This window comes from Cupriavidus sp. 21MJTG02-4 (assembly GCF_057798975.1).
The window spans coordinates 309786-331620 of the sequence record NZ_JBYOJP010000006.1 but is presented as its reverse complement, the minus strand read 5'-3'; the positions used below and the strand labels follow the sequence as shown (position 1 = coordinate 331620).

19 protein-coding genes are annotated in these 21835 nt (G+C 68.6%); 4 read left to right on the top strand and 15 right to left on the bottom strand.

Annotated elements, in window-relative coordinates; translation table 11 throughout:
* Window positions 1–256: 256 nt before the first annotated feature.
* Complete coding sequence (locus AC3FKH_RS15215) at window positions 257–1936, top strand: pyrroloquinoline quinone-dependent dehydrogenase (protein WP_488676800.1); 1680 nt, start codon at window positions 257–259, stop codon at window positions 1934–1936.
* A gap of 16 nt (window positions 1937–1952) precedes the next feature.
* Window positions 1953–2567, top strand: a complete 615-nt coding sequence (locus tag AC3FKH_RS15210) for a c-type cytochrome (RefSeq protein WP_488676703.1) — start codon at window positions 1953–1955, stop codon at window positions 2565–2567.
* Window positions 2568–2743: 176 nt separating this feature from the next.
* On the opposite strand, the gene AC3FKH_RS15205 is transcribed toward AC3FKH_RS15210, so the two are convergent.
* From AC3FKH_RS15205 to AC3FKH_RS15140, 14 genes are all read right to left on the bottom strand, one after another.
* A complete protein-coding gene (locus tag AC3FKH_RS15205; protein ID WP_488676702.1) occupies window positions 2744–4114 on the bottom strand; it encodes a sigma 54-interacting transcriptional regulator in 1371 nt (456 codons plus the stop codon).
* A 44-nt stretch (window positions 4115–4158) separates the two neighbouring features.
* The gene (locus tag AC3FKH_RS15200; protein ID WP_488676701.1) at window positions 4159–5850 is read right to left on the bottom strand and encodes a TadG family pilus assembly protein; all 1692 of its coding nucleotides are present in this window, start codon (window positions 5848–5850) and stop codon (window positions 4159–4161) included.
* The gene (locus AC3FKH_RS15195; RefSeq protein ID WP_488676700.1) at window positions 5847–6209 is read right to left on the bottom strand and encodes a DUF3613 domain-containing protein; all 363 of its coding nucleotides are present in this window, start codon (window positions 6207–6209) and stop codon (window positions 5847–5849) included. The genes AC3FKH_RS15200 and AC3FKH_RS15195 overlap by 4 nt, the downstream gene beginning before the upstream one ends.
* Entirely contained in the window at window positions 6206–7072 is an 867-nt protein-coding gene (locus AC3FKH_RS15190; RefSeq protein ID WP_488676699.1) for a tetratricopeptide repeat protein, read from the bottom strand. Before AC3FKH_RS15190 ends, AC3FKH_RS15195 begins: the two co-directional genes overlap by 4 nt.
* Window positions 7069–8103 carry a type II secretion system F family protein gene (locus AC3FKH_RS15185; RefSeq protein ID WP_488676698.1) on the bottom strand — a complete coding sequence of 345 codons (1035 nt, stop codon included), beginning with the start codon at window positions 8101–8103 and terminating at the stop codon, window positions 7069–7071. The genes AC3FKH_RS15190 and AC3FKH_RS15185 overlap by 4 nt, the downstream gene beginning before the upstream one ends.
* A 9-nt stretch (window positions 8104–8112) precedes the next feature.
* Window positions 8113–9039, bottom strand: a complete 927-nt coding sequence (locus AC3FKH_RS15180) for a type II secretion system F family protein (RefSeq protein ID WP_488676697.1) — start codon at window positions 9037–9039, stop codon at window positions 8113–8115.
* Complete coding sequence (locus tag AC3FKH_RS15175) at window positions 9032–10351, bottom strand: TadA family conjugal transfer-associated ATPase (RefSeq protein ID WP_488676696.1); 1320 nt, start codon at window positions 10349–10351, stop codon at window positions 9032–9034. Before AC3FKH_RS15175 ends, AC3FKH_RS15180 begins: the two co-directional genes overlap by 8 nt.
* Window positions 10348–11601 (bottom strand): pilus assembly protein, encoded by a 1254-nt coding sequence (locus AC3FKH_RS15170; RefSeq protein ID WP_488676799.1) that lies wholly within the window; start codon window positions 11599–11601, stop codon window positions 10348–10350. The genes AC3FKH_RS15175 and AC3FKH_RS15170 overlap by 4 nt, the downstream gene beginning before the upstream one ends.
* 49 nt (window positions 11602–11650) lie before the next feature.
* Complete coding sequence (locus AC3FKH_RS15165; protein WP_488676798.1) at window positions 11651–13012, bottom strand: type II and III secretion system protein family protein; 1362 nt, start codon at window positions 13010–13012, stop codon at window positions 11651–11653.
* A gap of 84 nt (window positions 13013–13096) precedes the next feature.
* Complete coding sequence (cpaB, locus tag AC3FKH_RS15160; RefSeq protein WP_488676695.1) at window positions 13097–14062, bottom strand: Flp pilus assembly protein CpaB; 966 nt, start codon at window positions 14060–14062, stop codon at window positions 13097–13099.
* Window positions 14063–14158: 96 nt separating this feature from the next.
* Entirely contained in the window at window positions 14159–14623 is a 465-nt protein-coding gene (locus AC3FKH_RS15155) for a TadE family protein (protein ID WP_488676694.1), read from the bottom strand.
* 65 nt (window positions 14624–14688) lie between these two features.
* On the bottom strand, window positions 14689–15141 hold the full coding sequence (locus AC3FKH_RS15150; RefSeq protein ID WP_488676693.1) for a prepilin peptidase: 453 nt from the start codon (window positions 15139–15141) through the stop codon (window positions 14689–14691).
* 20 nt (window positions 15142–15161) lie between these two features.
* Window positions 15162–15341, bottom strand: a complete 180-nt coding sequence (locus AC3FKH_RS15145) for a Flp family type IVb pilin (protein WP_488676692.1) — start codon at window positions 15339–15341, stop codon at window positions 15162–15164.
* Window positions 15342–15714: 373 nt separating this feature from the next.
* Entirely contained in the window at window positions 15715–16860 is a 1146-nt protein-coding gene (locus AC3FKH_RS15140; protein WP_488676691.1) for a collagen-like triple helix repeat-containing protein, read from the bottom strand.
* A 692-nt stretch (window positions 16861–17552) separates the two neighbouring features.
* Between AC3FKH_RS15140 and AC3FKH_RS15135 the strand changes: the two genes are divergently transcribed.
* Both AC3FKH_RS15135 and AC3FKH_RS15130 read left to right on the top strand, forming a co-directional pair.
* On the top strand, window positions 17553–18926 hold the full coding sequence (locus AC3FKH_RS15135; RefSeq protein WP_488676690.1) for a collagen-like triple helix repeat-containing protein: 1374 nt from the start codon (window positions 17553–17555) through the stop codon (window positions 18924–18926).
* 148 nt (window positions 18927–19074) lie between these two features.
* Window positions 19075–20739, top strand: coding sequence for a ShlB/FhaC/HecB family hemolysin secretion/activation protein (locus AC3FKH_RS15130; RefSeq protein ID WP_488676689.1), 1665 nt, complete (start codon window positions 19075–19077; stop codon window positions 20737–20739).
* A 66-nt stretch (window positions 20740–20805) separates the two neighbouring features.
* Here the strand turns inward: AC3FKH_RS15130 and AC3FKH_RS15125 are convergent, their stop codons facing one another.
* On the bottom strand, window positions 20806–21834 hold the full coding sequence (locus AC3FKH_RS15125) for an MBL fold metallo-hydrolase (RefSeq protein ID WP_488676688.1): 1029 nt from the start codon (window positions 21832–21834) through the stop codon (window positions 20806–20808).
* Between the last annotated feature and the right edge of the window lies 1 nt (window position 21835).

The following is a 21835-nucleotide window of genomic DNA, read 5'->3' as shown; positions in this document are numbered from 1 at the left end:
GGGCTGATTGCATGCCTGGCGCCAGCACCGCATAAGCCCGCGCGTATTGGTTGTCTTGTGCACATTCTTGCCTATACTCCCCTCACCTCGGACCACTTCTTGCGCGGACGAGCCAGCTTTACGCCGCGCCGATGTCGTTGCCGGCGCCGCACGCCGGCCCGCGGGACAGGGGCTTCGGGGCTACAAGAATCGAAAAAAGGAGCGTCCCATGCTCTCTGTCCGTCGCCTCTCCCGGCATGCCATTCCCCTGCTGTTCATGACCCTTGCCTGCGCCGCCTATGGCGCCGAGGAGATACAAGGCGGCGCGACCACCGCGGGGTCGCCAATGTCCGCCGCGCTGCGTCCGGTCAGCCAGGCACAGCTCGATGGCGCGCTGACCAACAGCAACGACTGGCTGCACTCGAACGGCTCGTATGGCCAGACGCGCTACTACGCCGGCAGCCAGATCAACACCAAGAATGTCGCCAAGCTGCGGCCCGCGTTCGTGTTCCAGACGGCCGTGATGGAGTCGATGGAAACCGCACCCATCGTCGTCAACGGCGTGATGTTCCTGACCACGTCGTATAACCACGTCTACGCCGTCGACGCGGTGACCGGCAAGGAGTTCTGGCACTACAAGCACAAGATGGGACCGGTCACGACGTTCTGCTGCGGCCCCAACAACCGCGGCGTGGCGATCAGCGGCGACCGCCTCTACATGGGCACGCTCGACTCCAAGCTGGTGGCGCTGGACGCGAAGACCGGCAAGCTGCTGTGGGAAACGCAGATCGCCGATCCTGAACTGGGCTACTCGGAAACCATGGCGCCGGTGGTGGTCGACGACAAGATCCTGATCGGCACGAATGGCGGCGAGTACGGCATCCGCGGCTTCGTCAAGGCGTTCGGCGCCAACGACGGCAAGCTGCTGTGGACCTTCTACACGATTCCCGACAAGGGCCATGAAGGCGTCTGGGCCACCAAGGATGCCACCGGCCGCGACATGAAGCGCAATATCGACGCCGAGAAGAAGATGCTGGCCGACAAGGGCGGCGACTTCTACAAGACCCTCGGCGGCGGCGTGTGGATGGCGCCCGCAGTGGACCGCGCCAACAAGCTCGTGATCTTCGTGGTGGGCAACCCGTCGCCTGACCTGTACGGCGCGATCCGCCCCGGCGACAACCTCTACACCGATTCGCTCGTCGCCGTCGACCTGAACACCGGCGCCTACAAGTGGCACTCGCAATATATCGCCCATGACGTCTGGGACCTCGACGCGGTCAGCCCGCCGATCCTGGTCGACGTGCGCGACGAGAAGGGTGCCATGATTCCCGGCGTGATCCATGGCGGCAAGACCGGGCACGTCTATGTGCATGACCGCCGCGACGGACGCCTGATCCGCTTCTCCGACGCCATGGTGCCGCAAGAGAACATGTGGACGCTGCCGACGGCTGCCGGCGCGCGCATGCTGCCCGGCGCCAACGGCGGCGTGGAATGGTCGCCGATGGCGTTCAACCCGAAACTGCGCCTGGCCTATGCGGCCAACCTGCACCAGCCGATGACGTACCAGGTGGAAGACGCGCCGTACCCGGGCGGCAAGCTGTGGCTTGGCGGCGCCTTCAAGACGATCCCGAGCGAGCAGCAGTGGGGCAAGCTGTCAGCCGTCAATATCGACACGGGCAAGGTGAAGTGGGACTTCAAGACCGAGCAGCCGCTGATCGGCGGCGTGCTGGCCACCGCGGGCGGCCTGGTGTTCAACGGCGAAGGCAATGGCCTGTTCCGCGCCTTTGATGCCGCCACCGGCAAGAAGCTGTGGGAGTTCCAGTGCGGCGCGGGCGTCAATGCACCGGCGGTGTCCTACATGGTCGGCGGCAAGCAGTACATCGCCGTGGCCGCGGGCGGCAACACGCAGCTCGATTTCAAGCGGGGGAACAGCATCTTTGTCTTTGCCGTGCAGTGAGACGCCAGCAACGTACATGACGGACCGGATCCCACCGCGCCACAGCCGCCCCTCGGGGCGGCTGCTCGCGCTTGGCTTGCTGCTGTGCGCCAGCGGCATGAGTGGCTTGACCCGCGCGGACACCGCCGCCGGACAGGCCAAGGCGCAGGTATGCGTGGCGTGCCACGGGCCGCAAGGCAACTCGACCAATCCGGCCTACCCGGTGCTGGCCGGCCAGACCGCACGCTACCTCACCCTGCAGTTGCGCGACTTCAAGGAAGGCCGCCGCAATGACCCGGTCATGTCCCCGATGGCCGCGCCGCTCTCGCGCCAGGACATGCAGGACCTGGCCGACTACTTCGCCGCGCAGAAGCCGATGCCCTCCACCTACAAGGTGGACGCCGCGCGCGTGGAGGCCGGCCGCAAGAAATCCGAGGAAGTGCTGTGCACCATGTGCCACCTTGGCGGGTTCGCCGGCCAGAACGAGATCCCGCGCGTGGCCGGGCAGCAGTACGCGTATATCGTGAAGCAGCTCGAAGACTTTCGCGCCAAGAAGCGCACCAACGACGCGGGCAACATGACCAGCGTCTCGCGCAACCTGAGCGACGACGATATCCGCAACCTTGCGAACTACGTCACCAACCTGAACTAGTGTCCTGAGTCAGAAATTCGTTGAAGAAATAAGTCTGCCGAGAAGGCGTGCGAGGCTAGGAGCCAAGCGCAGCAAGGCTGAAGCCTTGCGAGCATTGGCGACGACGCATCGCGCGACTTATCGGCTGACTTATTCAACGAATTTCTGAAACAGGACACTAGGGCATCGCCAGGCGCTCAGGCCGGCTCGGCCTCGCTGTCGGCAATCTGGTACTTGCGCATCTTTTCCCACAGCACCTTGCGGCTGATGCCCAGGCTGGCGGCGGTGTCCTGGCGGCGCCAGCCATTGGCGTCGAGTGCGGCCAGGATGCGGCGGCGTTCCTCCCCGTCGGCGCGCCAGTCGGCCTGGCGGTCGCTGCCATCGAAGGCGCCGGGGTGCAGCATGGTGAAGAACGGGCGGATGCGGTCCGGGTCCCAGTCGCCCGCCTGGCGCACGGCAATGCCCACGCGCTCGGCCAGGTTGCGCAGCTCGCGCACGTTGCCGGCGAAGAACGCGGTGCCCACCGCGCCCTTGAGCCAGTCCGGCATCGGCGGCAAGGTGTCGAAGGCGGCAGCCCCCATCATGTGGCGCAGGAAGGACGTCAGCAGCGCCACCTTGTCGGCCATGCCGCGCTCCTCCAGGCTGGGGATCCGCATCTCGATCACCGCCAGGCGGAAAAACAGGTCGGCGCGAAACCGGCCCTGCCGCACGGCATCGCGCAAGTCCTTGTTGGTCGCCGCCACCAGCCGGAAATCGAGCTTCACGTTCATGGTCGAACCGAGCCGGGTCACCACGTTCTCTTCCAGCACGCGCAGCAGCTTGACCTGCTGGAACAGCGGCAGGTCGCCGATCTCGTCGAGGAACAGCGTGCCGCCATTGGCCTGCTCGAAAAAGCCCCGGTGCGCGAACGATGCGCCGGTGAACGCGCCCTTGGCATGGCCGAAGAACTGCGACTCGAACAGCCCGTCCGGAATGGCGCCGCAGTTCACCGGCACGAACGGGCCCTTGCCGTAGGTCTGGTTGCGCTCATGGAAGAGCTGCGCGATGCGCTCCTTGCCGGCCCCGGTCTCGCCGTACAGCAACACGTTGCTGCTGAAGTCGGCAAAGGTGTCGACATGCGACAGCAGTTGCTGCATGGCCGGCGAGCCGGCCACCAGGTCGGCGTGTGGCGCCTCCGCGTCTACCGCGGCCATCAATTGCGGCAGCAGCCTGCCGATCTGGTTGCGCAGGTCTGCGCCGGTAAAGTCGTCGGCCAGGATGTGCGCATACTCGGGCGGGAAGCGCCCGGGGTCGGCCTCGCGGCCCGGCACCGCGACCCAGATCACCGGCATGCCATGCGCGGCTTCCCAGTCGAGTGCGGTAAAGCGCGCCGCGCCGATCACCGAGACGCTGATCACCGCCACGCACGGCTTGGTGCGCGCCGCGGTCGGCATGGCTTCGAGCGCCCCGGCGCGGATCACGTCCACGCCCAGCGGCGACAGGAAGCGCGTCACGCGGTCGGCAATCTCGTACTTGCCTTCCCAGACGTAGACTTCGAGGTTTTCGTAGGCCCAGCGGTCACTATTCATTGGATTCCTGCCATCAGGATCTGGCGATGGGTCGCGGTCATGGTTCAGTACACCAGTTCGGCATTGTTGCAATCGATGTTGTGCAGCCAGAGGTCGGCGGTGCCGAGTTGTAGGCCCAAAGCGCTCAACAAGGGAACCAGGACGCTGTCCACGGCAGTGCCGAGCAGCGCCAGGACTGGCGTCACGATGCTCAGGTCGACGCCCAAATACGGCGAGCCGAGCAGCCTCGCCTCGAGCTGCAATTTCATCAAATTCTGCAGCACGCCGCCGACGGGGTCGCCACTGCCAATTTGCGCATGCCCGCCCGGCGCCAGCGTGACGTCCGTACCGGCGCCGGCGGCCTGCTGCGGGTTGTCATAGGCCCAGACGTCAAGTAACGGAAACAGGACCAGACTTACCGTACCAATTTTGACGGCCCCGCCCGCGCACCCCGTTCCCGCTGCATTGGCAAGGCAGGCATTCACCAGCGAAGGCGTGACATGCAGCGTGGCGCGCCGGTCCGCCGGCGCCGCCGCGCACTGCAGGCTGGTGAGCGCCGCGTCCGCCCGGGCCGCTTCGACATAGAGCGGCACGTTGAGATTGACGATGCCCGTGTTGACGCTCGCGCCCAGTGCCAGCCCCACCTGCGACGTATGCGCAGTGGTCTGCCAGGTCGCCGGGCTGTCGCTGACTTTGCGCGCCGGACCGACGGCCATCACCGGCGGCTGGATCACGCGCAGCTTTACGCTCAGGCCGCCAAGACCCGCCGGCAGCGCACCCGTGACGGGCACCGTCAGCGCGGAATTGCCATTGGCGAGTTGCGCCCCGGCCAGCAGCAGGTTCGCCACGTTCATCCCGACCTCCGCCGCCGACGATGCCGCAGGTGCCAGCACCCCGAGGTCGATCAGCTGCGCGAGCGTCATGTTGGCCGATGCCCCGCTGAGCCCGAGCTGGGTGGGCGGGCTGCCGAGGGCCGTGGTCAGCAGCGCATCCTTGCCCGCCGCGCCAAGTACCAGCGCATCGAACTGCTGCAAGGTGAGCCGCGTATTCAGGAGCTCGGCCACCGTGCCCACGCCGAGCTTGAGCCGCAGCTGGTCCAGCGTCACACTGGTATTGAGCAGGCCCTGCCAGTCGGCCGCCGAGAAGTTGACCGAGTTGCCCAGCAGCAGACCCAGCAGGCTGTTGGCAGAGTTGAACGCCAGCAGCCCGCTGCCCAGCGAAAAAGCCGCCACCGGCGGACTGCCGCTGGCAATGGCTTCGGCACGCAGCTGGCGCGACTTGCCGCCGGGGAACACGAACAGGATCGGCACGGTTTGCGTGGCTTGCACGCGCACGGCATTGGGCGAGAGCTTCGTCGCATCATAGGCCGCGTTGAAATGCCGTGCCGTATCGGCGCCGCTGGTGTACGCCGGGTCCCACACGCCGAGGCAGGCCGTCATGGCGTCCGCGCCGCCCGCCCCGGCGTTGGCACAACCCATGGCAATGCCGGACGGATAGCCATTCTGGCTGCCGATGTTCTGCACGGTACTGAGTACGCCCGCGCCCTGCGCGGCGGCGTCGGTCGCGAGCTTGAGCTGTTGCGCGCCGGAGAGCGCGGCCAGGTCGACCATGTTCTGCAACTGGCGCTGGCGGAAGAACACATGCCCGACATCGATCGACACCAGCGCGGCGAACACCAGCGTGACGGTAAGGATCACCGCCACGGTGCTGACCGCGCCGCGTTCGCGCGCGGAAGGTCGTCTCCGGCCCGACGTCATCGGCCGATGGGCTGTCCGGCCGATCCGGCCCGCACCGTGGTGGCATCGGCCTGCCCGGTGTAGAACTCCGGCAAGGCGAAGCGGAAGCTGTCGAGATAGCGCTGGTAGCCCAGCGCCGCCTGCTCGCCCGTCATGGGCACCAGCGCGCCGGCCTGCGTGCCCTCCCGCTGGATCGCCAGGATGGCGCGGGTGCCCGCGCCCACTTCCCCGGCTACCGGGCGGCCAGCGGAAGGACCGGACAGACCGGGAACTCCGGACTGCGGTGGTTGCGGGGGTTGCGGCGCGTCCTGCGCGGCCGCGGGCAGTGCCTGCAGGGCCGCCCCCGCGGCCAGCGCCGCCAGGCATGTGCGGAATGTCATGGGGTGGCTCCTTCCTGGGTGGCAACGGTGATGGGCCGGGCAATCGACACCACGGTGGTGGTGGTCGCGTTGGCATTGGCCACCGGCGATCGCGTGGGTGCCGGCCGTTGCGGATTACGGTCGCGCGCGGCAGCCGCGCGCGCCACGCGATCGGCTTCCTTGCGGATGGCGCTGCGCGTGGCTTCGGGCAGCGCTGCGCGCTGCATGATGGCCGTCGCCTGGCTGCGCTTGCCGTCGGCCATCAGCCAGACCGCGGCATTGCTGATGGCGCGCGGATTGCGCGCATCGAGTTCAAGCGACTGCATGACCGGCACCCGCGCTTCCTGCAGCGCGCCCACCCGCATCAGCGCAAAGCCCAGGTCGCCGGCGATCTGCGGATTGACCGGGTCGAGCGCGGCCGCTTCGCGCAGTTCCAGGACCGCGCGGGCAAAGTCGCCCTGGCGCGCGGCAATCAGGCCCAGGCCGTGGCGGGCATGCGCGACCTGCGCGCCTTGCGCGGTGCTGGCCAGTTGCCGGTAGGCATCGACCGCCGCGGCATCCTGCCCGGTCTCGCGCAGCGCATCGGCGCGCATGGAGAGCATCTCCGGGCCGTTGCCGAAGCGCTGCCGGTAGACCTCGATATGCGCGAGCGAGGCAAAGTAGAGCCCTTCCTGCTGCATCTTGCGGATCAGGCCGAGGTAGACGGCCTGGTCGCTGTATTCGGCACGCGCGGTCTTGTCGCGCAGCTTGGCCAGCTCGACCTGGGCCTCGGCCTGCTGGTTCATCATCGCCGTGCCGTTGTCGGCGGTCGCGCACGCTGCCAGCATGGCGGCCGCGCACACCGGCGCGGCCCTTCCCAATATGCGCAGGCCTGCTCGCATCATTTCGTTCCCCCCATGTGTGCCAGCATGCGGATCACCCCGAGAAAGCCCGGGCCCGCGGTGATGATGAGCAACACCGGCAGCATGCTGACCACCATCACGCTGGTCATCTTCACCGTCAGCCTGCCGATCTCTTCCTTCATGCGCGACTTGCGCGCTTCCTGCATGCGCTGGCCGAACAGGCGCAGCGGCTCCTGCACCGCGCCGCCGTGACGGTCCACCTGCGTGAGCAGCGTGATCAGTCCCTTCAGGTTTTCGCTGTCGAACAGTCTTCCGATGCGCAGTAGCGTCTGCTCGCGCGCGCGGCCCGAGGCGAATTGCTGGTTGGATAACGCCAGTTCCGGCCCCAGCACGCGCAGCATGGCGCCGAACTCGGACACGATGATCTGCAGGCTCTGGTCGATGGAAAGCCCCACGCCCTGCAGCAGCCGCAGCATGTCGATCAGCACCGGCAGTTCGTCTTCGACGCTGCGCGACCGCGCGTCGGCGCGGCGCCTCAGGTAGTGCTTGGGCGCCAGGTACGACACCGCAAAGGTGGCGAAGCCCCAGGCCGCGCACGCCAGCACGCCGTGCCTGGCATGCCAGGCCACGGCGCCGACGGCAAGCAGCGCCGGCAGGTTGAGCCGCAGCATGCCGAATATCACGCGCGCGCGCAGGCCATGCCAGCCGCACTGTTCGAGCAAGCGCTGGTCCTCGGCCGAGACCACGGCGCGGCCCAGCCGTGAATCGAGCCAGTGTTCGTCAAGGCGCCCACCCAGGCGCGCACCCAGCTGCGCGGCGGCGCCGGCCTGCGCGCCTGGCACGGGCACCGCACCCGCTGGCGCGGCCCGCGCGGCGCCCGGCATGGCACCCTCGCCGCTGGCGGCCGCGCCCGTCGCGGGCTTCGTGGCCCCACCCTGCCGCGCCAGCGCGGAGTCCAGGGTGCGCGCGGCCAGCCGGCGCCTGCGCCACTCGCCCAGCAGCGGCACGGTCAGCGCCGCCACGCCGCATGCGGCGGCGAGCAGGCTCAGGGAGATCAAGGTGGCGCGGTCCATGGCGTTCCTTCAGATCGACTTGGCCAGCCGGTACAGCATGAACGCACCGGCCACCTCCAGGCCCAGCGCGCTCAGCAGCATGGTCTTGCCCGTGGGATCGCGCCACATCATCAGGATGTAGCCCGCGTTCAGCACGAACAGCGAACCCGCCACCACCAGCGGCAGCAAGCCCAGGACCCAGGCCGACAGCCGGGTTTCGGCCGACAGCGCCATCAGCTCGCGCTGGGCCTGCTCGCGGTCGCGCATGAAGGCGGCGGTACGCTCCATCATCACGTCGGCCCGTCCGCCGTAGCGCACCGATAGGCGCAGCACCGAGGCCACCAGCACCAGCTCCTCGACGTGGTAGGTGCGGCCCACCTGCAGCACGGCCTGGTCGAGTTCCTTGCCGGCGCGTTGCAGGTGGACGGCCTGGACCAGGCACTGGCGCAGCGGCGCCTCGGTATTGGCGATGGAGTTCTGGAACGCCGCCGGCACGCTGCTGCCGATGGCCATCAGCCGGACCACGCCATCGAGGAAGCCCGGCAACTGCAGCAACAGCTTCTGGCGGATGCGCCGCACGCGGTTCCAGAGCACGAACGCGACGACCGCCACGCAAACGGTGAGCATGGCCACGGCGCCGACCAGCCCGCCCGCGGCGAGACCCACGACCGTCAGCAGCACGCATGGCACGCCGCCGGCCAGGTAGTTGCGCCGCGTGGGCGCCAGGTCGGCGCGGCGCAGCACGTCGTGCCAGCGTCGCCGCAGGTCGCGCGGCGCTTGCTGAAGCTGCGAATCCTGGGCTGGCGCATAGCGCAGCCTGACCTGCTCCGTCTGCGCGCGCAGGAACGCGTCCGCCTGCTCCTTGCGCGCGCGCGCCTGGGCATTGGCCAGCAGCAACAGCCCCAGCCCGGTGATGACCAGGGCGATGGCCACGAGCAGCAGCGCGGCGCTAGACATCGAAGCGGTCGTCCAGCATGAAGCCACCCTGCGGGCGCATGCGGGCCAGCTTGGGCGAATGCGGGTTCAGGCCGAGCGAAAGCCAGCGGTCGACCTCGGTGCCGTCCGGACCCGTGAATGGTTCGTGGCGGTAAAGCTCCTGCGTGGAGACGATGTTGTCGCCCAGCCCGGTCACTTCCGTGATCGACAGGATGCGGCGCTTGCCATTGGACAGCCGCCCGATCTGCACGATGAAATCGATCGCGTTGGCGATCTGCCGGCGCAGGCTCAGCTCGCTGCCCTGGAAGCCGGCAAAGCCGGCCAGCATCTCCAGGCGGTACAGGCATTCGCGCGGGCTGCTGGCGTGGATGGTGCCCATCGAGCCATCGTGGCCGGTGCTCATGGCCTGCAGCATTTCCAGCACCTCGCCGCCGCGCACTTCGCCGACGATGATGCGGTCCGGGCGCATGCGCAGGCTGTTGCGCAGCAGGTCGCGAATGGTCACCACGCCGGTGCCTTCGAAGCCGCCGGGCCGGCTTTCCAGGCGCACCACGTGCGGATGGTTGAGCGCCAGCTCGGCCGTATCTTCGATCGTGATCACGCGCTCGCCGTCCGGCACGAACGTGGCCAGCGCGTTCAGCAGCGACGTCTTGCCCGAGCTGGTGCCGCCGCTCACCAGGATATTGCAGCGGGCCTTGACGGCCGCCTCCAGCAGCTCCGAGATCTCCGGGCTCATGGTGCCCAGCGACTGCAGGTCCGCCGGCGTGAGCGGGTCCTTGCGGAATTTTCGGATCGACACCACCGGGCCTTCCAGCGCCAGCGGCGGCACGATCACGTTGATGCGCCCGCCGTCGGGCAGGCGCGCATCGACCATGGGATTGGACTCGTCCAGGCGCCGCCCGATCGGGGCCAGGATGCGCCGTACGATGCGCAGCAGGTGGCCGCCGTCGGCGAACCGGACCGGAATGCGTTCGAGCACGCCGTGGCGGGACACGTACACGTCCATATGCCCGTTGACCAGGATGTCCTCGACCGCGGGGTCGTTGAGCAGGTCTTCGATGGGGCCGAAGCCGGCCAGCTCCTTGGTCAACGCCTCGGCAATCTGGCGCAGTTCCGCTTCGTTGATCGGAATGCGCCGCAGCCGCGTGAAGCTCTCCAGTTCCAGGTCGACGAAGCGCTGGATGGCGGTGCGCGACCAGCGGCCGAACTCCGCGCCAAGCTCTTCGATGCGGGTGAGCAGGTGCTCGTGCGCCGCCTCCTTGATGTTGTGGAACTCCTGCGAGACCGGGAACGGTGCGGGCACACTGTCGGAGAATTCAATCGCTTGCGTCATGTCAGTTTTCCAGGCAGGGCGGTGCGCATGGCGCGCAACGCGACGGGCAGCTTGTTGCGCACGCGGGTCAGCAGCGCCGGCTCGGTCAGCCGCACCGTGCGGTAGCCGGTGTCGGACAGCAGGTCCACCAGCGCTCGCACGTACGGGTCTTGGGGAACATCATCGGCCAGCACGGCCGCGCGATTGACCGACTGCACCAGCGCTTCGCGGCGCTCGGGCAGGGTGCCGACCGTAGGCACGTCCACGCGGCGGCGGATCATGTCGGCATCCAGGCCCAGGCGCGCGTCGAAGCGCGACACGACCAGGTGCAGGTCCTGGCGCTCGACCTCGCGCGTCTTGAGTTCCTGCACCAGTTCGGCCGCGGAAACGATCGCCCCGACGCTCTGCTCGGTGACCAGCACCACGGTGTCCGCGGCCTTGACGAGTTGCGCCGTGAACTCGGTATTGGTGAAGCCGCCGAGGTCGACGATCTGCAGGTCGAAGTACGCGCGCAGGCGGTCCAGCAGCGCGGTGGCGTCGGCGTAGGAGATGTCGCGCAATTCGGCCAGCGAAGGCGGCAGGGGCAGGACGCACGCGCCATTGGCATGACGCGACAGCGCGGTCTGCACGAACACCTGGTCGAAGCGGCGCCGGTTGCGCACGGCCTCGACAAAGTGGAAGCCCGGGCTCAGGTTGAGGTAGAGCGCGCCGTCGCGCGCCGGCAGGCCCAGGTCGTGCAGCAGCACTTCGGCGCGCGCGTCGGGCTTGTCGGGCATGCCGCAGCCCAGCTGGCGGCGGGCCGCGGCGGCCAGGTTGACGGCCAGCGTGGTCACGCCCACGCCCGCCCGCGCGCCGAGCAGCACCATGATCTTGCCCTGGCGCGCGCTTTCGACCGGCCGCACCTGGTCGCGCGACACCATCAGGCGCCGCACCACGGCCATCGCGTCGGCCGGCGCGTCGCGCAGGTCGATGAAGTCCCTGACGCCCATGCGCAGCGCGGCCAGCATCATGCCGGGCTCGTCGGCACGGCCGACCGCCACCATCGGCAAGCCGGGGAAGACCTGCGTCAGCTGCTCGCCAAGCTTGGCCGAGGCCTCCGCCAGCTCCGGGCAAAAGTGCAGGAACACCAGGCCCGGGCGCAGTTCACCGACACGGCCGACAAAGGTCTCGCCGGGCTGGCTTTCCGTGATCAGCGTGCCGGCGCCGCCCAGCAGCCCGCCGAGCCAGTCGCGCACATCGCCCTGTGTTGCGTGCAGCAGAAAATGGTCCATCATCCGCTCTCTTTCATGTCAGACATGGCGTTGCACGAGGGTGGCCGGCCTAGCGCGAGAATCCCGGCAGCGTCGGATCCACATACTCGCCCGCCACGAACTTGCCCCAGACGGCCGGGTCGGCGCTGGTACGCCCGTCCGCGCCGACCGCATCGACGGCCGGCGCCGCCTTGGCGAGCGGCTTCACCAGCCGCGGCGTCACCACGATCATCAGTTCCCGATCCTCCTGGTGGAAATTCAGGTTCTTGAAGAACGGGCCGATCACGGGCAGGTCGCCCAGGACCGGCACCTTGTTCACATTGCTGACGGTGTTGCGGCTGACCAGCCCGCCGATCACGAAGCTCTCGCCGTCGCCCAGCTCGATGGTGGTGTCGGCCCGCCGCGTGACGATGGCCGGCACGATGGTGCCGTTGATGGAGATGCCGCGCGACGGATCGAGGTCGCTGGCCTCGGGCGCCACCTTCAACGCGATGCGCTGGCTCGACAGGACCGTCGGCGACACGGTCAGCCCGATGCCGAACGGCTTGAACTGGATGGTGGTGGTGCCCAGCGCCTGCGGCACCGGGATCGGGATCTCGCCGCCCGACAGGAAGCTCGCGCTCTGGCCGGACAGCGCCACCAGGCTCGGCTCGGCCAGCACGCGTGCCAGACCGTTGGCCTCCAGCAGGCTGATATTGGCGAAGAACCCGTGCGTCAGCGACGCCGCGACCAGGTTGAAGGCATTGCTGATCGGCGATGCGATCTCGGCGCTGAAGCTCCCGCTGGCGCCGCCCGTGCCGGGCGTGAAGGTGAACTTGTTCAGCGTCGACGGCGAGAACGTACCGAAGGCAAAGCCCGAGTTGTTGCGGAAGAAATTGATGCCGGCTTCCTTGAGCACGGTCTTGCTGATTTCCACCACCTTCACGTCGACCTGGACCGTGCCGCTGATCGGCAAGGTCGAGCGGTCCACCACCAGCCCGCCCTTGCCATCGGCCTTGCCGGTCGCGGCGCGCGCCGCGGTCTGGGCGCGTGCCGCGGCATAGGCGTCGGGCGACTGGCCGGCAATGGTCGCGCCCGCGGCCGAATAGCTGATGCTGGCGCCATCCGGATCGGACGCAATGGCATCCACCTGCACGTTGTAGGTGACCGGCGCGGCCCCCTTGGACCAGATCATCACCTCGGTGACGCCCGGCTGCCTGGCCACGACCAGCACGCTGGGCGGACCGCTGCGCTGCTTGAGCAGCAGCGCGTCGGCGACCGCCGGATTGCCTACCGCGATGCGCTCGACCGGCAACGCGGGCCGGATCTCCTTCTGCGCACCGGCCATCAGGCGCAGCATCGGCGGCGCACCCGCGGCTTCCTGCGCCGGCGCGAGCCGGGTCGTGGTCGCCAGCACGGCCATGGCAAGCGCGCAGGCAAACAGGATCTTCATCATGGATTGGCGCAGCGGCGCGGCCTGGGGCACGGTGGCGGTCCGGTTTCGAGGGTTCATGAACGGCTCGCTGTTCGCTATTCGCTATTCGATCTCGCGCTTGCCAGCGCGAATGACTTCCACGCCGGCGAGCTGCCGCTCCGAGCGGGCTTGCACCGGCGCCGCGCCGGCAGGCGCCTTGGGCGGCGCGGCGCCTGGTGCCGGCGGCATGCGCGCGGCCGGGGCGCCTCCGCCTGCCATGCCGGCCATGCCGGCCAGCATCACGCCGGCCACCGCCTTGTCGGCGGCGGCGCTCGGCGCATCCGCGGGCACGCCGGCGCGCACGGTCAGGGCCGGTGCGGGTTCGGTGAACATGCCGTCGCTCGGGACGGTCTCGTCGCGCGGATTGCGCAGGGCCATCAGCAGGCGCCCGGACTGCTGCGCCATCGCCAGCTTGCTGACCTGTTCCAGCGGCACCGACAGCACCGCGGTCTTGGCGCCGTCGCGGCGCGTCATCATCTGCTCGGGCTGCTGCCTGGCCGGCTCGTTGACGGCACCGCCGCCGTAGGCCAGCACGCGCAGCCTGGACAGCAGCAGGCGCGCCTGGCTGGCGCCGATTTCCTGGTTGTCGCGGCGCAGGACCACGAACACGTCGATGTAATCGCCAGGCTGCACCTGGTGGCCAACGCCGATCACTTCGTCCACGGCGATCGCCATCGCGCGTTCGCCTTCGGGAATCTGCGCGGCCAGCCCCGCGAGCAGCTGGCTGTCGAGCACCGGGACGTGCGCGCCGATGTTGACCAGCGGAATCTGGCCGGCCACCCGCGCGACCTCGGTATAGGCGCCGGCGGGTTCGATCGGCAGCATCTCGACCTTGAGCGCGTCGGCGGGCATGGGCTTGCCGGCCTCGACGGCGCGCGTCGTCACCACCACCGGATGGGGCACGGCCATACTGGCTTGCGGTTTCGGCGGCACCGCGGACTGGCTGTTCACCTGCCACGCGAGCAGGGCAAGCAGCAGCGCCAGGGCCAGGAGAACGACGGCAACGATGCGGATCTGCTTACTGGTCATGACTGACTCCTTCCCGCTGATGGTCTGGCGAACGGCATGCGTGCGTGAAATCGGCGTGGCACGGGAAAGCTCGATGGTTCTGAACCTCGCATTCGGTCACGTATCCGGGGAAAGCTGGACCATTGCCGAGCCGGACAAGGCCGCGGGCACCGGCACCATCGGGACAGCGGGGAGGATTTGCGTCGTCGGCAAGTTCAGCGTGACACGCACGCAAACGTTGCCGGAAGCCGACGCGCAGGGAACGGCCTGGGCCACGCCGGCCTGCGGAATCAGCGCGGCAATGGACGGGGGCAAGGTGGCCAAGGCGGTGGTGCCCGCGGCATTGACGCGCAGCGCCTGCATGGCGGCAGCGTTGCTGCCTGCTGCACCACTCGGATAGCGCAGCGCCGCGCGCGCACCCTCTTCCGCGGCCAGGGTCAGCAACTGCTGGAGCGTCAGCACCATGCCGTAATAGACGATGCCGATCACGATCGCGATCAGCACCGGCGCAACGATGGCGAATTCCAGCGCCGCAATGCCTTTGCCGCGCCGTCGTCCGAAACTGCTTCCCCGCAAAAGCATGCTTCACCCGGTCTTGTTTGTAGGCGCCGACCGGCGGCGCTTGCCTTGCTGCGGGCAGGGGCTGGTCAAACCCCGGCACCCAACCATACCAGCATGCCCACGGCAAGATACGCAGCGTACGGAATGCCTCGCGCCTTGCTGAATTGCCGTTCGAGACCGGATTGCGGTGCCGTGCCTGCGCGCGAACCCATGGCATATGCGAGCAGCGCATGGGCCAGCCCCAACAGGTTGCCGACGACCCATACCGTGACCAATCCGTGCGGGCCCGTGAAGAGCCCGGCCACGGCGAGGAACTTGACATCGCCCGCCGCCATGCGCCCGAGCGCATAAACCGGCAGCGTGGCGGCGATACCAAGTCCCGCGCCGAGCAGGCGCGCAGGGATCGCCGGTTCCGGCGCGTTGCCGGTCAGCAGTGCCAGGCCAAGCGCCACCAGCACCGTCGCCAGCAAGGCGTTCGGAACACGTCGATATGCCAGATCGGTCCAGAGGGTCGCCGCGCAGAACAGCGCGGCGATCAAGTCAGGCTCCCGCGCTCAGGTTACTTGCTCATGAACACAGCCACCTTATCCGCCAGGTTGGTGAATGCAGTGCCCAGATTGTTGCCAAGGGAGCCTGCGCCCGCGGCAATCGCGATGGCGATCAGGCCCGCAATCAAGCCATATTCGATGGCCGTTGCGCCACGTTCGTCCTTGATAAAGCGTGTCAGCACGTTCTTCATGATTTCAACCCCCAAGTGATTTCAAGCTTCGTCATCACATCTTCCCGTTCGATATCGCGGCGCTCTCTGGCGCCTGCGCCCCCTGCAGTTTCACGCTGACTACATTCCACTTATAGGGCAGGAAATGTATCAACCATACCCCACCTTTGAATGACCACCCCCCTACTTCGGGAGTAAGTCGTTTTCCTGCAACGAGAGCCCTCGATCGAGCTTTCCCGGATTGTCAAAGAGCGTTGGATGCAGGCGGAAGACCGGCCTGCAGCCTGGCTTTGCGGCGAATGCGGAGCAGCCGGCCAGCCAGAAGAAAAAGATGCGCCGCGACGGGGTGGTGTGCGACGGCGCACCGTGAAAGCCCCTAGGGGAGATAAGACATTCAGCGGTTCCCGCCGCCGAGTCCGAGCCCTGGCAGCGGCGACGCCGGCAGCGCTTTGATCTCCCCTGTCGAATACTTGGTGCCACCGGAAGCGAGGGCCGTCAACGGCGCCAGCACGGGTGCGAGGATGCCCAGCGGATTGGCTTCAGCCTTGCCGCCATGGTGAGGCGCATTCGGCTTGCATTCGCAGCTGGCAGGGCCACCCTGCCGGCCATCGACACCGGCGAGCGGCAGGTGGTTCAGCAGGGCGCCCAGCGGATTGGCGCCCTCGGCGCCGGTACCGTGCACCAGCACGCCGGCAACGCCCACGGTCTTGCCGGCTTCCGCGACGACACCGCCCGGTCCGGACACCACGGGGGTGCGGCTGTTCGCCAGCAGTCCGCCGCCGGCGACGCTGTAGCCCACCTTGGACAGCTGGCCATCCACGGGAGCGCCGACGCCGGTTGCCGCGCCTACCGCCTGGGTGGTTTCAGTGAGCCGGGTGGTCAGGGGCACGATCAGCTTGCTGGTGCCCTCGGTGAGCTGCGCAACCGGCCCCGTCGAAAGCACCCCACCGAGCCCGGCGCCGCCATGCGACACGGCCATGCCGGCCTTCTGCACCACGCCACCGACCGGCGTGACCAGGGGGGAAAGCGGGGACAGCTGTTCCGTGCCGAGCCCGCTGACCAGCTGGCCCGCACTCGTCACCGTGTCGCCGGCCTTCTGCACGACATCGCCGGTGCTGGCCACGGTGATGCCGGCCGGATTCGCGACCGAGCCCATCTGCCCGAGTCCATCGCGCACGCCGGCGCCCAGCGCCCCGACGGTCTCGCCGGCATTGACCACGACGCCGCCGGCGCCCTGGCGCGCGTCGGTCGGCAACAGGGGAATCGGGGCGCTCTGGATGTGCGTGCCGATCTCGCTCACGGCGTTGCCCGCGGCCACCACGGTGTTGCCCGCGCCTGCGGCCGCCTTGGCGGTGGGCGTCGAGTCAGTGGTCGAGGCAGGCGTTTGGGGCGGCGGCACGATGTTCCCGCCCCCGCCCTGGGGCCCGAGACCCGCGCCGCTGCCGCCGTGCGAGGCGCAGCCGCTCGCCAGGGTCAGCGCGACCATGCAAGCCCCCGCCAGGCATGTCATGCGGCGTTGTGCCGAAGTGTTCTTTTTCATTGTTGTGCTCCCGTTGTCGTTGCCACGTCCGTGATCGCGATGACCCCCGTTGATCGTGTTATCCCCATCGGCACGGCGCGCCTTGCTGCGTTCGCCTGGCCGTCGCATGCCAGCGTGGCCAGCGATTGGATCGCCCTGCATCGACCCTGAAGTGGCAAGGTGCGTGCCAGCCGCTGGTGCGGTTCGGCAGCGGGATTCGCCATGCCGGCCGCGAACGCCCGCAGCGCCTTGTGCGGCGTGGGTTTCGATGCGCGGCAGGGTCGCCACGCGGAGGCACTGGGTGGGGTTTCGCGGGGCCCTCGCGGCGTTACGTGCTACGTAACGTGTTCCGTCGGCGGCGGAACATCAGCCGCAGCGCAAAGCCGGCCGCGCGCCGTTACGGGGCGCCTCCAACACGGCCCGTTCGAAGCTCGCTTGTTCCCGATCCCACGACACACGTTACGTAACGCGTAACGCGCCGGCACACCGCCGCACGCCCGGGAAAGCACCGTGGCTGACCCCGCGCGAATCGCCGCAAGCGCAGGCCCGGCAAGGCAATGCGCGCACCGGCACGGCCGTGCCCGGCGTTGTCCGTACGCCATCGCGCACATTGGCACGCCCATTGCGCCATACCCGCTACCGACGCCCGCAGCGAACAGCAGACCAACGCGAGGCGCGGCGATGCGATTCAACGACGGGACAAAGGAAACATCATGCGCACACAACACATCGCAGTGACGGCACTGCTTGCCACCTTGCTGGCCCTCGGCGGCTGCGCCAGCGGGAGCGGATCGACTTCCATGGGAACCGGCGGCACGGCCGGCACCAAGGCCGGAACGGGGGGCAGCGGCGATGGCTCGGGCCTGGTCGGCACGACCGGCACGGGCGGTGGCGACGGCGGCACTATCGGCGGCAACAGCGGTGACAACAGCGGTGACAACAACGGAAATACAGGCGGCGACAACAGCGGCACCAAGACGCCGGCTGCCTTGACCCCGACCTCCGAAGGCATCAGCAAGACCAGCACGATCGTGACTGGGGCCGGCGGCACCGTGAGCGATCTCGGCACGCAGCTCGGCGGTGCCGGCTTGCCGCTGTTGTCGTCGTCAACGCAGAGCGGTCTGGGCGACGCGGTGAAATCCGCCGGTGACGCGATCAGCGCGCTCGGCGCCGGCCTGCAATCCGGGCTGGGCAATATCCCCAACGCTTCCAATCCGGTGGGCACCACCGTGGCCAGCACCGGTGGCGTGGTGAGCAATCTCGGCAATGCCGTCAGCAGCACCGGTAGCGCGGTAAGCGGACTGGGCACCGGCGCGCTGGCGCCGCTCGCGCCCCTGACCACGACGCTGGGCGCCAGCGTCACGCAGGCAGGCGGGGCCGTGGGCCAGGGCGGCAATTCCCTGGCCACGGCGCTGTCGAGCGGCCCCGTGGAACAGCTGACCTCGGGCGTGAGCCGCGTCATCGTGCCGCTCACCTCGCAGCTGACCAACGCCACGCAGACGCTGGGCGCCACCACCCAGCTGGGCACGCCGGTCGCGGGCCTGCTCGCCACGGCCGGCGGCGCGCTTGCCACGGGCGGCACCGCGCTTTCGCAGACGCGCACCCCGCTGGTATCGGGCGTGGGCAGCACGGTGACGGGCGCCGGCAACACGGTCGCCGCCCTGGGCGGTGCGGTGAATGGTCCGGCGGGTAGCGGCAGCAGCCCGCTCGGCGCCCTCGCCCCGGTGCTCGGGTCCATCACCGCGGCCGGCACCGGCACCAGCGCTGCGCCGCTGGCGCCGGTCACGGGTCTTGCTGGTGGCCTGACTGGTGGCGTGGCTGCAGCAACCGGCGGTGCCGCGGCGGGCTCGCCGCTGGCGCCTGTCGGTGGCCTCGTGAGCGGCGTGGTCAATACCGTCGCCAGCGTGGCGACGCCCGCGAACGCCGGCACGGGTACGGGCAGCGGCAGCACCAGTCCGCTGGCACCTGTCACCGGTCTCGTCTCGGGCCTGACGGGAGGCGCCGCCAAGAGCCCGGCCACGGGCGTCACCGCGCCGGTCACCGGCCTGGTTGGCGGCCTGCTCGGCGGCCTGTCCGGCCGCAAGTAAGCACGTACCGAAGTCCGCAGTACCAGGTCAGAAAGGCGACCACACCGCTCCAGGCTGCTTGCCTGGAAAGGCGCCAGGGTAGCGGCAACCCTGGCGCCAGTGGTGCGCCCATCCATAGCCGCAAAGCATTGCTTACAGGGGTTTTGCCATGCGTGCACATCATCGTGTCGCCGCGCTGCTGGTCGGCGTCGGCGCGCTCCATTCCAGCCTTGTCTTTGCCGATCCGCGCAGCCCGGTCCAGGGCGATCCGGCGGCAACCCTTCCCAAGATTGCACCGGCCCGTCCGGATAGCAGCGTCACGGTCGAGGTGGCGCGTCCGGATGCGGCCATGCAGAACCTGCTCAATGCGCGGATCACGCCTAAGCACTTCCAGATCGAGGGCGCCAGGACGCTGCCGTTCGACGAGATCGCAGCGCAGTTCGCGCCGCTGGCGAACCATGACATCACGATCGGCCAGCTGCTGGAAGCCGCCAATGCGGTGACGAAGTTGTACGAGGCGCGCGGCTATCCGCTGTCCTTCGCCTTCGTGCCGGCGCAGAACTTCGAAAACGGCAATGTGCTGGTCACGGTGGTGGAAGGCTACGTTGCCAAGGTCACGGTCAAGGGCCAGGCCGGTCCGGCGGAGGACCGCCTGCGTGCCATCGCCGACCAGCTCGCGCAGGACCGTCCGCTGCGCCGCGACACCTTCGAGCGCTATGTGAACGTGCTGTCGCAGCAGCCCGGCATGCAGGTCGCGGCCACCGTACAGCCGCCGCAGACCACCGACGGCGCCTGCGAGATGGTGCTCGACGTCAAGCGCAAGCCGTTCACCTTCGGCACCGCCATCGACTACATGTCGCCCGGATTCCGCGCGATTGCCAACGCCACCACCAGCAGCCTGACACCGCTGGGCGAGCAGATCTCCGTCTCGGCACTGTTCCCCAAGGGCCGCGACAGCGAGGAGTACTACGCCGCCTCCTATGCGCAGCCGATCGGCACCGAGGGCATGCTGGCCCGGCTGACCGCTTCGCACTATCGCGGGGTGCCGCAGAACGCCACGCTCGCGCCGCTCGGCTTCGATCCGCGCTATGTCAACGACACCAAGCGGATCGGCGGCCAGCTGAGCTATCCGCTGCTGCTGTCGAATGCGCATGCGCTGACGCTCACGGGCGGCTTCTACGGCACGGACCAGTTCGAGCGCTATACCCATGCCTCGGGCACGGCGGTCACGCTGGGCACCGATGTGCGCGTCGGCACCGCCGAGCTGAACTATGTGCAGCGGCGCGAAGGGCAGACACGCAATGCGCTGCTCGGGCTGTACAAGGGCTTCGACGCGCTCGGTGCCCGTCGCCTGAACAACCTGAACGATCTCGATTTCCTGCGTACGCGCCTGCTCGTCTCGCAATCGAATGACCTGCCGTTCGGCTTCGGCAGCAATCTCTCCGCAGCCGGCCAGTACAGTGCCAACCGGCTCGCATCGGGCGAGCAGATCAGCTTCGGCGGCCGCTTCTTCGGCCTGGGCTATCCTGCCGGCGAAATGGCGGGCGACAAGGGCTGGGGCGCTGCGGCCGAGCTGAACCATCTGTTCGTGCCCGACCTGGCGTACCTGCGCACGGTGCAGCCCTACCTCTGGGTCGACGTGGCCCGCGTGTATTCCAACAGCGCCTCGCTGTCCCATCGCAAGCTGTCATCGGTCGCGCTGGGCGTGCGGCTGTCGGACCGCAAGTACTACACGCTCGACCTGTCCGTGGCCCAGCCCGTCGGCGACAAACCCACCAATGCCTCGCACCGGTCGCCGCGCCTCAACATGACGTACTCCTACCAGTTCGACTGACGTGCGCCGAAGACTCGATGTGCCGGGCTGTTGCGCTTAGTTGCGCTTAGTTGCGCTTGGTTGCGTCTAGTTGCGCGGCGCCGCGAGCGTGTCCGCGCGGATCGGTCCGAATTCCACCGGCACCCACGCATAGCCGACCGTGTCCCGGCGCACGTGGCCAAGGCCGGGGAACGGCAAGTGCGCGCCGCCGACCCACAGCCTGCCCTTGGCGGCATCGGCCAGGATCCGGCTGCGCGTGACGGCCGCGGCGTGGCTGTCGACATCGAATTCGAGCGATACGGACGGCCGCCGGAACTGCACCGCGTGGTTGTGGACGATGTCGCCCCACAGCAGCAGGCTTTCCTTGCCCGACGTGAACAGGTAGCCCGCATGCCCCGGCGTGTGGCCGTAGGCGGCCACCGTGCGCACGCCCGGCACCGGCGCCGTACCCGCGGCCGCATCAAACGTGCGCAAGCGGTTGGCGGCCTGGTATGGCGCCACGGCATCGCGCGCCATGCCGAACAACGCCTGGCCATCCTTGCCCGCCGCGGCCGCGTTGGCATCGCCCAGCCAGTAGTCGGCATCGGCCTTGTCGACGTATACCGTGGCGTTGGCAAACACTGCCTGCCCGCCGGAAACAAGACCGCAGGCATGGTCGCCGTGCAGGTGTGTGAGAAGCACGGTGTCGACCTGCGCCGGCTCGTAACCCGCCGCGCGCAGGTTGGTGACGATCTGGCCCAGCGTCGGCCCGAAGCAGCGCGCGGCGCCGGTATCGACCAGCACGAGATGACTGCCCGTATTCACCACATACGCATTGACGGCCGTCTGCATGCCGGGCGTCGCGCTGACGAAACCGCGCGCCAGCAGGCGCTGCACTTCACGTGCGCTGGTGTACTTGAACAGCTTCGGGTCCAGGTCGACGTAGCCGTCGTAGAGTGCCGTCACCTCGAACTGGCCCACCATCATGCGGTAGTAGCCCGGCGCCTGCGTCCGGACCTGCGCGGGCGGCGCGGCATGCGCAACGGGCAGGGCCAGCGGCAACGCCGTGCCGACCAGGGCCGCTCCCACTACAAGGGATCGGGCAAGTCGATGGGGCAAGGCATTCGGCAGCTTCATG